Source organism: Pseudomonas sp. ICMP 561 (assembly GCF_002699985.1).
GTDB classification, from domain to species: domain Bacteria; phylum Pseudomonadota; class Gammaproteobacteria; order Pseudomonadales; family Pseudomonadaceae; genus Aquipseudomonas; species Aquipseudomonas quasicaspiana.
In genome coordinates, this window is sequence record NZ_LKBT01000015.1 from 43850 (window position 1) to 58272 (window position 14423).

13 protein-coding genes are annotated in these 14423 nt (G+C 54.8%); 8 read left to right on the forward strand and 5 right to left on the reverse strand.

Translation table 11 applies throughout. The annotated features are described in order from the left end of the window. Positions 1 to 13: 13 nt before the first annotated feature. Positions 14 to 1468, reverse strand: coding sequence for a tRNA uracil 4-sulfurtransferase ThiI (gene thiI / locus AO242_RS13905; protein WP_027902137.1), 1455 nt, complete (start codon positions 1466 to 1468; stop codon positions 14 to 16). Positions 1469 to 1802: 334 nt separating this feature from the next. On the opposite strand from thiI, the gene glnA reads away from it, so the two are divergent. From glnA to AO242_RS13945, 8 genes are all read left to right on the forward strand, one after another. Next, positions 1803 to 3209 (forward strand): glutamate--ammonia ligase, encoded by a 1407-nt coding sequence (glnA, locus tag AO242_RS13915; RefSeq protein ID WP_095100975.1) that lies wholly within the window; start codon positions 1803 to 1805, stop codon positions 3207 to 3209. 278 nt (positions 3210 to 3487) lie between these two features. After that, the gene (locus tag AO242_RS13920; protein WP_099269167.1) at positions 3488 to 4054 is read left to right on the forward strand and encodes a chorismate mutase; all 567 of its coding nucleotides are present in this window, start codon (positions 3488 to 3490) and stop codon (positions 4052 to 4054) included. Between the two features lie 78 nt (positions 4055 to 4132). Next, positions 4133 to 4657 carry a DUF4124 domain-containing protein gene (locus AO242_RS13925; protein ID WP_099269168.1) on the forward strand — a complete coding sequence of 175 codons (525 nt, stop codon included), beginning with the start codon at positions 4133 to 4135 and terminating at the stop codon, positions 4655 to 4657. Continuing rightward, positions 4641 to 5288: a DUF4124 domain-containing protein gene (locus AO242_RS13930; RefSeq protein WP_257153436.1), complete on the forward strand. Its 648-nt coding sequence runs from the start codon at positions 4641 to 4643 to the stop codon at positions 5286 to 5288. The genes AO242_RS13925 and AO242_RS13930 overlap by 17 nt, the downstream gene beginning before the upstream one ends. Before the next feature lie 100 nt (positions 5289 to 5388). Continuing rightward, a complete protein-coding gene (locus tag AO242_RS29425) occupies positions 5389 to 5589 on the forward strand; it encodes a hypothetical protein (protein ID WP_161628614.1) in 201 nt (66 codons plus the stop codon). 23 nt (positions 5590 to 5612) lie between these two features. Next, positions 5613 to 6698, forward strand: a complete 1086-nt coding sequence (gene glnL / locus AO242_RS13935; RefSeq protein ID WP_027902132.1) for a nitrogen regulation protein NR(II) — start codon at positions 5613 to 5615, stop codon at positions 6696 to 6698. Continuing rightward, positions 6695 to 8131, forward strand: a complete 1437-nt coding sequence (ntrC, locus tag AO242_RS13940) for a nitrogen regulation protein NR(I) (RefSeq protein ID WP_027902131.1) — start codon at positions 6695 to 6697, stop codon at positions 8129 to 8131. Before glnL ends, ntrC begins: the two co-directional genes overlap by 4 nt. A 587-nt stretch (positions 8132 to 8718) precedes the next feature. Further along, positions 8719 to 9462: an SDR family oxidoreductase gene (locus tag AO242_RS13945; RefSeq protein ID WP_099269169.1), complete on the forward strand. Its 744-nt coding sequence runs from the start codon at positions 8719 to 8721 to the stop codon at positions 9460 to 9462. 330 nt (positions 9463 to 9792) lie between these two features. Here AO242_RS13945 and betT read toward each other — a convergent pair whose 3' ends face one another. The 4 genes from betT to AO242_RS13965 form a co-directional block, all read right to left on the reverse strand. Further along, positions 9793 to 11748, reverse strand: coding sequence for a choline BCCT transporter BetT (gene betT, locus AO242_RS13950; protein ID WP_206197242.1), 1956 nt, complete (start codon positions 11746 to 11748; stop codon positions 9793 to 9795). Positions 11749 to 12040: 292 nt separating this feature from the next. Then, positions 12041 to 12721: a hypothetical protein gene (locus AO242_RS13955; RefSeq protein WP_099269171.1), complete on the reverse strand. Its 681-nt coding sequence runs from the start codon at positions 12719 to 12721 to the stop codon at positions 12041 to 12043. A gap of 86 nt (positions 12722 to 12807) precedes the next feature. Further along, entirely contained in the window at positions 12808 to 13542 is a 735-nt protein-coding gene (locus AO242_RS13960; protein WP_099269172.1) for a hypothetical protein, read from the reverse strand. Positions 13543 to 13655: 113 nt separating this feature from the next. Continuing rightward, the gene (locus AO242_RS13965; RefSeq protein ID WP_099269173.1) at positions 13656 to 14333 is read right to left on the reverse strand and encodes a hypothetical protein; all 678 of its coding nucleotides are present in this window, start codon (positions 14331 to 14333) and stop codon (positions 13656 to 13658) included. Positions 14334 to 14423 lie beyond the last annotated feature (90 nt).

Here is a 14423-nt window from a genome sequence, read left to right on the forward strand (position 1 = left end):
CAGCCCCGGGCACTTAGCTCGGTCTATAAACGCGCACATTGGCATACCCCTCACTGAGCAAATGGTGAGCATGCAGGCGACTCATGACGCCTTTGTCGCAATACAACAGGTACTGGCGCGTGTTATCCAGTTCCTTGAAGCGGCTGTTCAGTGCATAGAACGGCAGCGCCTGTACTTCAATACCAGGCAATACCAGCGGCTGATCTTCCTGAGCATCCGGGTGACGGATGTCAACGATGACCTGCCCTGCCAGTGCCTGACTGACTTCTTCTATCTCGACACTCTGGCTCAGATCGTCAATCACACGATCGATCGAAACCAGTTTGGCGTTCTCCAGCGCTCGCTCGAGAACCGCCATGTCGAACTGTTGCTCTTCGTACTCAACGCGGTTGCGCTTGGCGTTGGTCTTGGGGTTGATCGAAATCACCCCGCAATACTCAGGCATATGCCTGGCGAAATCGGCAGTACCGATTTCAACCGCCTGATCGACGATGTCCTGCTTGTGGCTGGTGATCAACGGACGCAAAACCAGCTTGTCAGTCGCGGCGTCAATCAACGACAGGTTCGGCAACGTCTGGCTGGCAACCTGTGAAATCGCTTCGCCGGTAACCAGCACATCGATATCAAGACGGTCAGCGATAGAGGATGCAGCGCGTAACATCATACGCTTCAAAACTACACCCATATGACTGTTATCGACTTTCTGCAGGATTTCTCCGAGAACTTCCTCGAAAGGCACGCTGATAAACAGCACGCGCTGGGAGCTGCCGTACTTCTTCCAGATGAAATGCGCGACTTCCATCACGCCCAGTTCATGGGCGCGACCGCCCAGATTGAAGAAGCAGAAATGCGCCATCAGCCCGCGACGCATGACCTGATAGGCCGCCACGGTCGAATCGAAACCACCGGACATCAACACGAGGGTTTGTTCAAGGGCGCCTAACGGGTATCCGCCGACACCATTGTGCTGGCTGTGGATGACAAACAACCGTTTGTCGCGAATTTCCATTCGCACCACGATTTCCGGCTTTTTCAGCTCGATACCGGCAGCACCGCACTGCTTGCGCAACTGGCTACCGACGTATTTTTCGACATCCATGGAGCTGAATGCATGCTTGCCCGCTCGCTTGCAGCGCACCGAAAACATCTTGCCCGGCAGCAGATCGGCGTAGTGCAGCTTGCACTTGGCAACGATGTCGTCCATGTCGCCCAGCGGGTATTCGGCCACCTGAAGGAAATTGGCGATGCCCGGCATGCAGCTCAGGCGGTCGGTCATGTCCTGCAGGACCTTGGGGTCGGTCAGTTTCGTCTGAACCTCGAGGTTGTCCCACGAGCCATCCACCACCAGTACCGGGTCCAGATCACGGAGCACGGTACGGATGTTCTTGGCCAGCTGGCGGATGAATTGCTTACGCACCGGCGGGCTTTTGATGATGATTTCGGGGAAGACTTTTACGATTAGTTTCATGAAAACAGCGCGCGAGGTGCCAGCCGAAAAAGAGGGGGCGGGATTATAGCGGAAATTGCTCAAGGTTTAACCAGTTATCGTGCAACCGATCATCGACGCACCAAAAAAGACCTGCCGGACAATATGCAGCCTCATTGTGGTGCGTTAAATTTTCAAATCGACGATTTTTATCCCTGAATTGCTAGCGTTTCGGGCATAAAACCCATCTCGGGGCACTGGCATGCAATTTGCTCCCTTGTGAGGCAGGTTGCCTTGGCAGAGTATTTGCGCCGGCATCACCCAAATTCTAAGGGCCCAAACCATTAAATAGGCCCGAAGCCACCCGGAGGACACCATGTCGAAGTCGGTTCAACTCATCAAAGATCATGACGTTAAGTGGATTGATCTGCGCTTCACGGACACTAAAGGTACACAGCACCACGTGACCATGCCGGCTCGTGATGCGCTGGAAGACGACTTCTTCGAAGTCGGCAAGATGTTCGACGGCTCCTCCATCTCTGGCTGGAAAGGCATCGAAGCCTCCGACATGATCCTGCTGCCGGACGACGAAACTGCCGTTCTCGATCCGTTCACCGAAGACCCAACCCTGATCCTGGTTTGCGACATCATCGAACCTTCGACCATGCAAGGTTACGACCGCGACCCACGCGCTATCGCTCACCGCGCCGAGGAATACCTGAAATCGACCGGTATTGGTGACACTGTATTCGCCGGTCCAGAGCCAGAATTCTTCATCTTCGACGAAGTGAAGTTCAAATCCGATATCTCCGGCTCCATGTTCAAGATCTACTCTGAGCAAGGTTCGTGGATGTCCGACGCCGACATCGAAGGCGGTAACAAGGGCCACCGTCCAGGCATCAAAGGCGGTTACTTCCCGGTTCCACCATTCGACCATGACCACGAAATCCGCACCGCAATGTGCAACGCTCTGGAAGAAATGGGCCAGACCGTAGAAGTTCACCACCACGAAGTGGCGACTGCTGGTCAGAACGAAATCGGCGTGAAATTCAACACGCTGGTTAAAAAGGCTGACGAAGTTCAGACCCTGAAATACGTTGTTCACAACGTTGCTGACGCTTACGGCCGCACCGCTACCTTCATGCCTAAGCCTCTGTACGGCGATAACGGTTCGGGTATGCACGTTCACATGTCCATCTCCAAAGATGGCAAGAACACCTTCGCAGGCGAAGGCTATGCCGGCCTGTCCGACACCGCTCTGTACTTCATCGGCGGCATCATCAAGCACGGTAAGGCACTGAACGGCTTCACCAACCCGGCTACCAACTCCTACAAGCGTCTGGTTCCAGGCTTCGAAGCTCCGGTCATGCTGGCCTACTCGGCTCGCAACCGTTCCGCTTCGATCCGTATTCCTTACGTCAGCAGCCCTAAAGGCCGCCGTATCGAAGCTCGCTTCCCGGATCCATCTGCCAACCCATACCTGGCCTTCGCAGCACTGCTGATGGCTGGCCTGGACGGCATCCAGAACAAGATCCACCCTGGCGACGCAGCTGACAAAAACCTGTATGACCTGCCGCCTGAAGAGGCCAAAGAGATCCCACAAGTTTGCGGCAGCCTGAAAGAAGCCCTGGAAGAGCTGGACAAAGGTCGTGCGTTCCTGACCAAAGGCGGCGTTTTCAGCGACGACTTCATCGACGCTTACATCGCCCTGAAAAGCGAAGAAGAAATCAAAGTACGTACCTTCGTACACCCACTGGAATACGAGCTGTACTACAGCTGCTGATCCAGTCGCGTCAGTAATTGCGACGCACAAAAGAGGCCTCCTTCGGGAGGCCTTTTTTATGGGCGGTATTTAACATGCGATATCTATTTGTTGCCCCACGCGCTACCAGCAAGCGCATGCTGTCGTATCGCGAACACCGCCGCTTGTAGGAGCGCACGAGCACCGCGAGGCCGCGATGGCGGTCTGTCTGATACGCCACCATCGCGGCCTCGCGGTGCTCGTGCGTTCCTACAGATTCATTATCAAATTACATCCCGACTCAGAAGAGAAAAAGAGAGATGACCAATAAACCACGCCTGCTTTTCCTCTGCGCCACCTTCACCAGCCTGGCCGCCTGCGCAGTCACACCCACGACTTCACCCGCCCCTGCGCCGCTGGCACCTCTGATGGCGACGATCAGCGAGCGCCTTGCCATCGCAGACCAGGTCGCGCTGACCAAATGGGACAGCGGAAAACCGATTCAGGACAGCCCGCGTGAAGCCCAAGTCATCGCCGCTGCCGCAAAGCTCGCACCGACCTACAATCTGGATCCACAGGACGTCAGCCAATTCCTCGCTGCGCAGATCGAAGCGAACAAGCTGGTGCAGTACGCACTTCTCGCGAAATGGCACGAAGCCGGTAAGGCGCCAGACACTCCACGGCCGGATCTGGTCGGGCAGATTCGCCCACAACTGGATCAGCTACAGACGCGATTACTGAGCGAATACTCAGCCTTCGCGACATACCGTCAGGACCCACAATGCCCAAATTGGCTGATTCAACAGTCCCGACTGCAAGCCAAAGATCCGATTCATGATCTTGCACTGACTCGCGCCGTCGGCGAGTTGTGCGTTATCCGTAAATGATCACGAGCCGCTTAAGCTGATTTATGTTCTATGCTGCGCCCAGTACACCGCCAACCGCATCAACGCCACGGAGCCTGCATGCGCCGAAGCCTCATCTGTCTGCTGCTGTTTATCGCTTTGCCCGCAGCGGCGCAGATCTACAAATACACCGACGCCAACGGCAACGCCGCGTTCAGCAATCAACCGCCTGATGGTGTGAAGGCCAAGGTTGTCGAACTGCCGCCGCTCAATAGCGTTGATACCCAGAAAATGGCGACCCCGGCGACACCACCGCAAAATCCGCCGCCCCAGGCTCAGGCGCAAGCGGGCTACGAAACGCTGGAACTGGCCGATCTTCCGACCGACGAGGCGTTACGCGCCAACAACGGCACCTTCACCGTTGGCGTATCGATCAAACCAAGATTGATGCAGGGGCATTTGCTGCAACTGGTGGTCGACGGCGACCTCTATGGCCAACCGGGCAACGTGCCGCGCCTGCAGGTCGTCAATATTGATCGTGGAGAGCACAGCTTTGCAGTGGCTGTGCTGGATAACGGCCGCATCATCCAGCAAAGCCCAACCATCACTCTGACGGTGCAGCGCGTTCATGTCGGCAAACCTTGAATCCCGGCTGAGTATCAGCATGCTCGCCTGGCTGCTGATTACCCTGCCCACATCAGCGCTTGCGGAGGTGTATACCTATACGGACGCACAAGGTAACCGGGTCTTCACCGATCAGCCTCACAAGAACGCCAAACGTGTGGAGATCCTGCCCAGCAATAACACCACCGGATCGCCCCCCAAACGCACCGTCCAGCAAAGCGCGCCGCCCAAGGCAAAACCCAAAGCGATGTTTCGTTACGACCTGCTACGGATTCTGGTGCCAGAACCGGACGCAACGGTGCGCAGCGCCCAGGGCGAACTCATTGTCACCGTCACCAGCGACCCCGCCTTGCAGCCGGGTCATAGCTATCGGCTCCTGGTTGATGGTCAGCCTTACGCCCAAGCCGGACGAAGCCCTGTCTTCCCGTTGAAGAATGTAGATCGAGGTACTCACCAGCTCGCGGTGGAGATTCTCGATGAGACAGGACGCGTGCTGGAAAAAACGCCGAATCAGCCCTTCCACATGCTGCGTATTTCACTGGCGCAAAAGCGTCTCGCCAATCCCTGCAAAACCGCCGAATACGGCATCCGGCCTGAGTGCCCTATAAAGGACAAACCAGAAGAAGAGAGCAGCATCCTGCCTTTCTTTTGATTCAGATCCCCTCCCCAAACACCAAAGCCCTAAATTGGTGCAGGATATTGCAAGCCAGTGGACCCACCACCCCATTTTGGTTCGAAAATGGTCCGCACCAATGAACCATTCAAACGCACTGTCCAAAAAAAGCCCGATTTTGCAGATTAAACGCTTCTTTTCGGAGCCTTGGTTTGGTTTTTGCAACTTGGCTATAACAGCACCTTTATCTGCACTGGATACAAATGTATCAGTGGCGTTACCCACGCTGGAGAAGACCAACCAGCGCCTGCGACCCGAGGCTCGCCTGGAATCGCAATGAGCCAAAAGAGGTCAACGACTTTAATGACTATCAGCGACGCGCTGCACCGTTTGTTACTCGACAACCTGACCACTGCCACCATTCTGCTCAATGCCGACCTGCGCCTTGAGTACATGAACCCGGCAGCGGAGATGCTGCTGGCCATCAGCGGTCAGCGCAGCCATGGGCAATTCATCAGCGAGCTGTTCACTGAATCTGCAGAAGCCCTGAGCTCCCTGCGCCAGGCGGTGGAACAAGCGCACCCGTTCACCAAACGCGAAGCCATGCTCACCGCCCTTACCGGCCAGACACTGACAGTTGATTACGCGGTAACGCCCATCCTCAGCCAGGGCGAGACCTTGTTGCTGCTGGAGGTCCATCCGCGTGACCGTCTGTTGCGCATCACCAAAGAAGAAGCGCAACTGTCCAAGCAGGAAACCACCAAAATGCTGGTGCGTGGCCTGGCTCACGAAATCAAGAATCCACTCGGCGGTATTCGTGGCGCAGCGCAATTACTGGCCCGGGAGCTGCCTGAAGAGAGTTTGAAGGACTACACCAACGTCATCATCGAGGAAGCCGACCGCCTGAGAAACCTGGTGGATCGCATGCTCGGATCGAACAAGTTGCCTTCGCTGGCCATGACCAACGTGCACGAAGTGCTCGAACGCGTCTGCAGCCTGGTCGAAGCAGAAAGCCAAGGGTGCATCACGCTGGTGCGCGACTATGATCCAAGTATTCCCGACGTATTGATCGACCGCGAACAGATGATTCAGGCCGTGCTCAATATCGTGCGAAACGCGATGCAGGCCATCAGTAGCCAGAACGAGCTGCGTCTGGGCCGGATCAGCCTGCGTACTCGTGCGATGCGTCAGTTCACCATTGGCCATGTGCGTCACCGGCTGGTCAGCAAAATCGAAATCATCGACAACGGTCCTGGAATTCCCGCGGAGCTTCAGGAAACCATTTTCTACCCGATGGTCAGTGGCCGCCCTGACGGCACTGGGCTCGGTCTTGCGATAACGCAGAACATCATTAGTCAGCACCAGGGGCTGATCGAGTGTGACAGCCATCCTGGCCACACCACCTTCTCGATCTTCCTGCCGCTGGAACAAGGAGCAGCTTCGACATGAGCCGTAGTGAAACTGTCTGGATCGTAGATGACGATCGTTCCATTCGTTGGGTTCTGGAAAAAGCCTTGCAGCAAGAAGGCATGACCACACAAAGCTTCGACAGCGCCGACGGCGTGATGAGTCGTCTGGCTCGTCAACAACCGGATGTGATCATCTCCGACATCCGCATGCCGGGTGCCAGTGGCCTGGACCTGTTGGCGCGCATTCGCGAGCAACACCCACGCCTGCCGGTCATCATCATGACCGCCCATTCAGACCTCGACAGCGCTGTTGCCTCTTATCAAGGCGGCGCGTTCGAGTACCTGCCAAAACCATTCGACGTCGATGAAGCCGTTTCTCTGGTCAAGCGTGCCAACCTGCATGCCCAGGAACAGCAAGGGATGGACGTTGCGCCGACACTGACACGCACCCCTGAAATCATTGGCGAAGCGCCAGCGATGCAGGAAGTGTTTCGGGCCATCGGCCGTCTGAGCCACTCCAACATCACCGTGTTGATCAACGGCGAGTCAGGGACCGGTAAAGAACTGGTTGCCCACGCCTTGCATCGCCACAGCCCACGCTCGGCCTCGCCGTTCATTGCGCTGAACATGGCTGCGATTCCAAAAGACTTGATGGAATCAGAACTGTTCGGCCATGAAAAAGGCGCGTTTACCGGCGCAGCAAACCTGCGTCGCGGCCGTTTCGAACAGGCGGATGGCGGCACCCTGTTCCTCGATGAAATCGGCGACATGCCTGCTGACACTCAAACCCGTTTGCTACGGGTTCTGGCTGACGGCGAGTTCTATCGCGTGGGCGGCCACACGCCGGTCAAAGTCGACGTACGTATCATCGCGGCGACTCACCAGAATCTGGAAACACTGGTGCAGGCTGGCAAATTCCGGGAAGACTTGTTTCACCGTCTGAACGTGATCCGTATCCACATCCCGCGCATGTCAGATCGTCGTGAAGACATTCCGACCCTGGCCAAACACTTCCTCAGCCGCGCGGCACAGGAACTGGCGGTCGAACCGAAACTGCTCAAGGCGGAAACCGAGGAATACCTCAAACACCTGCCTTGGCCAGGTAACGTGCGTCAGCTGGAAAACACCTGCCGCTGGATCACCGTCATGGCCTCGGGCCGTGAAGTGCACATCAGCGACCTGCCACCCGAGCTGCTGAGCCTGCCGCAAGACGCAGCGCCGGTGACCAACTGGGAACAGGCATTGCGTCAATGGGCCGATCAGGCGTTGGCCCGCGGCCAATCCAGCCTGCTGGACAGCGCCGTGCCGACCTTCGAGCGCATCATGATCGAAACTGCCCTCAAGCATACCGCTGGCCGTCGTCGCGACGCCGCCGTGCTGCTGGGCTGGGGCCGCAACACCTTGACTCGCAAGATCAAGGAGCTGGGCATGAAGATCGATGGTGGTGACGATGACGAGGGTGATGAAGGCTGATTAAAGCCCTCACCCAAAAGCCCAGGGTTGCGTATGCAGCTCTGGGCTTTTTTGCTTTTGCACGCTGCTGGATGCAGACACCGCGCTGTCTCGCATCAAGCATGGGCACCTGTAGGAGTGAGCTTGCTCGCGATTGCGATCTCACCGTAATAACCGGATTGCCTGCTACAACGCTTCACGAGCAAGCTAATCTCTCATCAAAAATGCAAAACAACTGGATTGAAATGCACTCTCTGAGCCGCCCCGGTGTCACTGACACCGTGCTGTCACGCAGCAAACAGATATCAATGTGGGAGCGGTGCTTGCCCGCGATAAGGGCGACGCGATTTAAATGGGAATTGCGGTGTTCTTATCGCGGGCAAGCACCGCTCCCACAAAAAACCGCATCTACTCATTGATTTATATCTTGTTTGACGAGAGCTGCCGAAGGCTGCGAAGCATTTATCCTGACACGCCGCGATCGCAGCCTTCGGCAGCTACAGGTCCTGTGTTTGCTCAGGTTTACCCAACATCAATGCCAATCCATGCCTGTTTATAACTGCGTACAGCATGTAAAAGTATCGGCACATTCAAAATGGAGGTGGACCATGAATCAGAACAATCCTCGCAAAGTCGCCATTGTCACTGGAGCGTCTCGCGGCATCGGTGCAGAGATCGCCAAACGCTTGTCAGCCGATGGTTTTGCAGTGGTCGTCAACTACGCCAACAGCGCCCGCGAAGCTGACTCACTGGTGGCAGAGTTGCTCGCCGATGGCGGTCAGGCCATCGCGGTCAAAGCCAACGTGGCCGACACTAACGAAGTCCGCGCCATGTTTGATCTGACCGAGCAAAAACTGGGCAAGATCGACGTGCTGGTCAACAACGCCGGGATCATGAAAACCATGCCCATTGCGGATACCAGCGACGAACTCTTCGAACAGACCTTCGCCATCAACACCCGCGGCACCTTCAACACATTGCGTGAAGCCAGTGCTCGAATGAACGACGGCGGGCGGATCATCAACTTCTCCAGCTCGGCGCTGGCGCTGAACATTCCTGGCTACGCGATCTACAACGCAACCAAAGCCGCGGTTGAATCGTTCACCCATGTGTTCGCCAAAGAACTGCGCGGACGCAACATCACCGTCAACGCAGTAGCACCCGGCCCCGTCGCTACCGAGCTGTTCCTGAATGGCAAAACCGAAGAGCAAATCAAGAACTTCGCAAACATGCCGCCGCTGCAACGCCTGGGTCAGCCTGAAGACATCGCCAATGTCGTGTCCTTTCTGGCCGGGCCGGAATCAGGCTGGGTCAACGGGCAGATCCTGCGCGCCAACGGCGGGTTGGCGTAGATCGATGTGAACCGAGCTGCCAACTCTAAGCCCTGAAGGAGACTCTATGTTGGCCTGCAGAATGAATTCGGTCCCACAGGCTCATCATGAACCTGAAGCCGCACACAAATCCGTGGGAGCGAATTCATTCGCGAAGGGGCAGGTACATCCGCAGCCGTATATTGACTGAAACACCGCCTTCACAAACGAAGCCAGCCTGTAGGCAGTGCTTGCCAGCGCTGAACGATGACGCGATTTGACTGGCAACCGCGTCCAGACTTATCGCGAGCAAGCTCGGCTCCCACAGAATCTACGCAACTCTGTGGGACCGAGGTTAGATGGTTAACCGGCCTACCGCACCAAATGCAGGAACTGCATATGGCGTTCGTACTGGTCGAGGATGTCGTTGATGACCTGCTCTTTGGTGTAGCCCACCAGGTCATAATCCTGACTGCCCTCGCTCAGATGCACTTCGGCGCGGTAATAGCGACGATTGTTCAACTGCTTGGAGCCCATCCCGCCGCGCGCAAACGACGGCGTGAAGAAGCCCTTCATCATCACCTGATAAATGAACGGCCGCTCTTCGCCATGGCCGATTTCCAGGCTGACGCTGTCGTTGGCCGGGTCCGGCTGAGTGACAACGTTCAGGCCTTTCTCGGCAAACACGGCAGTCACGTCTTCGATAGCCGGGCGCACGGTTTGGTCGAGGAAGCGGTACACCTCGTCTCGCGACGGATAATGCACGGCCTGGCTCAAACGCTGACGCCAACCGCCACGTCGCGCCCCTGACACCGGAGCCAACGAATACAGCTGGGCGATCTGACGCTGAGACTCCATGAAGAACGCCTTGTGCAGCCCCCACATCATCAACAGCAGAATCAGCGAGAACGGCAACGACGTCAGCACCACCGCTGATTTCAACGCATCGATGCTGCCAGAGAACAGCAAGCCACTGGTCACCAGCGCAGTCGCCACACCCCAGAACACACGGAGCCACTTCGGACCGTCTTCATCAGCGTTACCGCCTTTGGCCGACAGCGTCGAAAGCACCACTGTGCCCGAGTCTGCCGAGGTGACGAAGAAGACAAAGCTGATGAACACCGTCACCGCAATAACGGTTTTGCTCCATGGATAGGTTTCCAACAGCAAATAAAGCGTGCGCGACGGATCATCAATGGCCGACTGGCCCAGCGCGACCATGCCGTGATTGAGCACCTGATCGATGGCGCTGTTACCGAAAATCGACATCCACGCCAACGTAAAGCCCAGCGGAATCAGCAGTACACCGAACACGAACTCACGAATGGTCCGACCACGGGAAATACGCGCAATGAACAGACCTACAAACGGCGACCAGGCAATCCACCAGGCCCAGTAAAACACCGTCCAACCACCCAGCCATTCGCTCGGTTTGTCGTAGGCATACACATCAAAACTCTTGGTGGTAATCGCCCCGAGGTAATCACCGATATTCTGCACCAGCGTGTTAAGCAAATGCTGCGTCGGGCCGGCAAACAACACAAACAGCAGCAGCGCACAGGCCAGCAGCATGTTGATGTCGGACATGACGCGCACGCCCTTGTCGACACCGGCTATCGCCACCAGGATCGCGGCGCCCATCATCAGCGTGATCAGCCCGACCTGAATCCATTGGGTATGGGGAATATCAAACAGATAATCCAGCCCGGAATTGAGGTGCAAGACCCCAAAGCCCATATCAGCACCGAGACCAAAAATAGTCGCGATGATGCCGAAGCCATCCACCGCATAACCGATAGGGCCGTTGATGCGCTTACCGATCAGCGGGTACAGCGCGGAGCGCAGCGCCAACGGCAGGTTGTGGCGATACGCAAAATACGCCAGCGCCATGCCGACAAACGCAAACACACCCCAGCCATGCAGGCCCCAGTGCAGAAACAGCAACTGCATCGCCTGACGCGCCGCCTCAGTCGTGCCACCCTCGCCTTGCGGCGGCTGCAGCATGTGAGTCAGCGGTTCAGAGACGCAGAAGAAGAACAGCGTGATGCTGATCCCGGCAGCGAACAGCATGCCCGCCCAGGACAGATAACTGAATTCGGGTTCGTCGTGGTCGGCACCGAGCTTGATCTTGCCGTAACCAGACAAGGCGGTGACCACCACGAAGACCAGATAGATCGTCATCGCCAGCATGTAATACCAGCCGACCGTATTGGCCGCCCAGTTCTGCGCCGCCAGCAACCACTGGCCAGCGGTCTCAGGGAAGGAAATAACCAACACACCGAACAGCAAAATAACCGTCGCCGCGAAATAAAACACCGGCGGATTCATGCGAACCATACCGCTGGATTGGCTAGCAGGTGCACTCATGAGCCATGCACCTCAAGGTCGTAGGCAAAGACAGCAACAAACGGATTAAGCAAGGGTAAGCCTCCTGTTATGAGCGGGCAGCGAACCACCGGTTTTAGTTGAACGAGCGTTCAATTAAAACATGGAAGCCCCGCGACGGCTAATCGCGAGGCCGATGGAGGCTGGCTCAAGGGAGGTTATGACGCCCGGTTCACGGGAATCGTTCCGTGGTGGGACCGCTTGTCGGGTTGGGGAATTCGAGGTGGCTGAGGGGTTACCACTTCCACTCGGCTTCGCGGAATTCAGCATGTGGAATCACCGTCTTCAGGAAGGCAACGAAGTCATCGATTCTGGCCTTTTCGAGGTGGACTTCGAAGCCTGCCAAGGGATCGGCATGAAAGCTGGGCACGACCATTTTTCGCCTGCGATCGATGAAGACGAGGTCATAGCGCGCCCAGTCAGTGGCGTGATGCTCGACGGGGTTTTCCCAGTTGAGAAGCTTAACTGCCGCAGCGATGGAAATACCCGCCGGCCCCGCAGCGATCCAAATCAGGCTTGGGTCTATTGAGATAATGGAGAGGATGGCTATGAAGGCGAAGATGGCGAGGCCTTTGAAAAAGCGTCCCGCGTATTTTGGATAATATAGCTGGCAGGCCATACTTCCCCCTAACTCATTTACACGATATTCAAATACTGTCTTTTGCCTAACACCAAAGGACCAGAGATATGAGTAGATAAAAACGGAGATTATACCACCACTAATAAGGGTCTCTTTCGCTTCATCACTAACATCCCCTTGCCACCCATAAGCAAATAAGATTATCGGAATCACAAACAGCACACCCATTCCGATATCCGCAGGCAGAGTAGGTCGTGCGTGCGCTCTTACCTTCCAGACCAGAGGAGCTTTGCGAACACAAGGCTTGCTCTTAACCCTTTTTTTCAACTTCGACATATAGCTATCCAAAATCGATACTTAAACTAGCAACTTACGACCATACCTCCCCTTCCATTGCCCCCCAAAATATGCGGACCAAAATACTAATACCCAGCATCCCCCTCTTCAAAATCCACCGTGGAAGGGGCATAATGCTTGCAAGCTCTAATAAACTCATCAAACCGCTGCTTGGGCAAAAAAACCTCGAAATACATGTAGTTTTTTTCAAACGGAATATCGGGATCGTATCTTCGTTGAAGGACCACGAGACTTCTCTTTCGATCCGCCACTATCAACTGCACTCTACCCCACTCAAAACTGCCGCTATCAATCTCATTCTCCCAGGCCAGCAACTTCAGCGCAGCCGGGATGGTAATAGCGCCGACGCCGACCAAAGCAAAAATCATCATTGGCATGATTGAGATTATGGCCAGCACGGTGACCAATACAAAAACCGCGATGCCTTTGAATATCCAACCGGCGCACTTTGGAAAGTACAGCCAATAGTCGACTTCTCCACCCTTCTCAGAAATACGGTAGGAATAGAAGGTCTTTTGTCGAACGATTACAATCCATATGAAAAAAACCAGCGCCATGCCAAACGCACCTGAATTTATAAATGAGTGCCTTGTATTTTCGTTCTCATGAAAAAAAACGCCGTAGATACAAAAAATGAACGGAAATGCTCCAAGGACAGCCATTCCAACATCCATAAACATTGTCGGATGCGCATGAGCCTTTATCTCCCAGCTTATAAAGATAGAGCTCGCTTCCTTCTCCAGAGATACATCTGCGCCAATGGAAGCTTCACGTACTTGTGCATTATCTTTTGTACTCATTTTACTTCACCACTCTATGTAAACAGAGCTCATCACCTTGCTTGCGGAGGGGGATAACGTGCGTATATGAATGATACCCAGAGACCACACCGGCTTAGTGCACTCCAAAGCACCTAGCGCTTCCAGGTTCCTTCGACATACGTAGTATCTAAAGGCATACGTGGCCGCATAACCTCTAGAAAACACTCCATCTGATCTTCCATGAGAAAAACCTCAAAGAAAAATGGGAATCCCTCAAAAACGATTTTCTTCCTCTTGCGATCAATGACTACGTAATGAAAGCGGTTCCATTCGAATTTCCGATGCTTGATTTCATTTTTCCAGCTAAATAGTAAACGGGCAGCAATCAACATACCGCCTGCCGGGCCAACCAGTGAGAGTAATGAGATCGGAAATATCGCGAATATGGTCGTTACAACAATGAAAGCCGATATGGAAACCCCTTTAAAAACCCAAGGCGCCCATTTTGGAAAGTGCAGCCAGTAATCTACCTCTCCACCCTTCTCAGTAAAGCGATAGTGGTAGCACGTTTTTTGGCGCACGATACCTATCCAGAAAATAAATAACATAATCATGGGTACCGGACCTGAAGCTAGAATTAGATTTTTGGTGTTCTCATCCTCGTGAGACCATCCATAAAAATAAAAACATCCAAAAAAAAACATAAGAAAAGCCAGACCAAATTCGACATAAATCGTCGGATATGGCAAAGCTTTTATTTCCCAGCTCATCAGGTTGGTGTCAAGCTGAAATTCAGTCGACACAACAACGCTTCGTAATTCCCTGAGCATTTAACACCTCGTACGTCCCACCCACGTTAATACCCCTTTAAGTATCGCACCTCAGCATAACCGCTAGTAATCCTAGGATTATCTGGATAG

Coding starts and splice junctions, on each gene's coding strand:
- thiI (WP_027902137.1), bottom strand. CDS start 1,468: ATGAAACTAATCGTAAAAGTCTTCCCCGAAATCATCATCAAAAGCCCG.
- glnA (WP_095100975.1), top strand. CDS start 1,803: ATGTCGAAGTCGGTTCAACTCATCAAAGATCATGACGTTAAGTGGATT.
- AO242_RS13920 (WP_099269167.1), top strand. CDS start 3,488: ATGACCAATAAACCACGCCTGCTTTTCCTCTGCGCCACCTTCACCAGC.
- AO242_RS13925 (WP_099269168.1), top strand. CDS start 4,133: ATGCGCCGAAGCCTCATCTGTCTGCTGCTGTTTATCGCTTTGCCCGCA.
- AO242_RS13930 (WP_257153436.1), top strand. CDS start 4,641: ATGTCGGCAAACCTTGAATCCCGGCTGAGTATCAGCATGCTCGCCTGG.
- AO242_RS29425 (WP_161628614.1), top strand. CDS start 5,389: ATGAACCATTCAAACGCACTGTCCAAAAAAAGCCCGATTTTGCAGATT.
- glnL (WP_027902132.1), top strand. CDS start 5,613: ATGACTATCAGCGACGCGCTGCACCGTTTGTTACTCGACAACCTGACC.
- ntrC (WP_027902131.1), top strand. CDS start 6,695: ATGAGCCGTAGTGAAACTGTCTGGATCGTAGATGACGATCGTTCCATT.
- AO242_RS13945 (WP_099269169.1), top strand. CDS start 8,719: ATGAATCAGAACAATCCTCGCAAAGTCGCCATTGTCACTGGAGCGTCT.
- betT (WP_206197242.1), bottom strand. CDS start 11,748: ATGAATCCGCCGGTGTTTTATTTCGCGGCGACGGTTATTTTGCTGTTC.
- AO242_RS13955 (WP_099269171.1), bottom strand. CDS start 12,721: ATGTCGAAGTTGAAAAAAAGGGTTAAGAGCAAGCCTTGTGTTCGCAAA.
- AO242_RS13960 (WP_099269172.1), bottom strand. CDS start 13,542: ATGAGTACAAAAGATAATGCACAAGTACGTGAAGCTTCCATTGGCGCA.
- AO242_RS13965 (WP_099269173.1), bottom strand. CDS start 14,333: ATGCTCAGGGAATTACGAAGCGTTGTTGTGTCGACTGAATTTCAGCTT.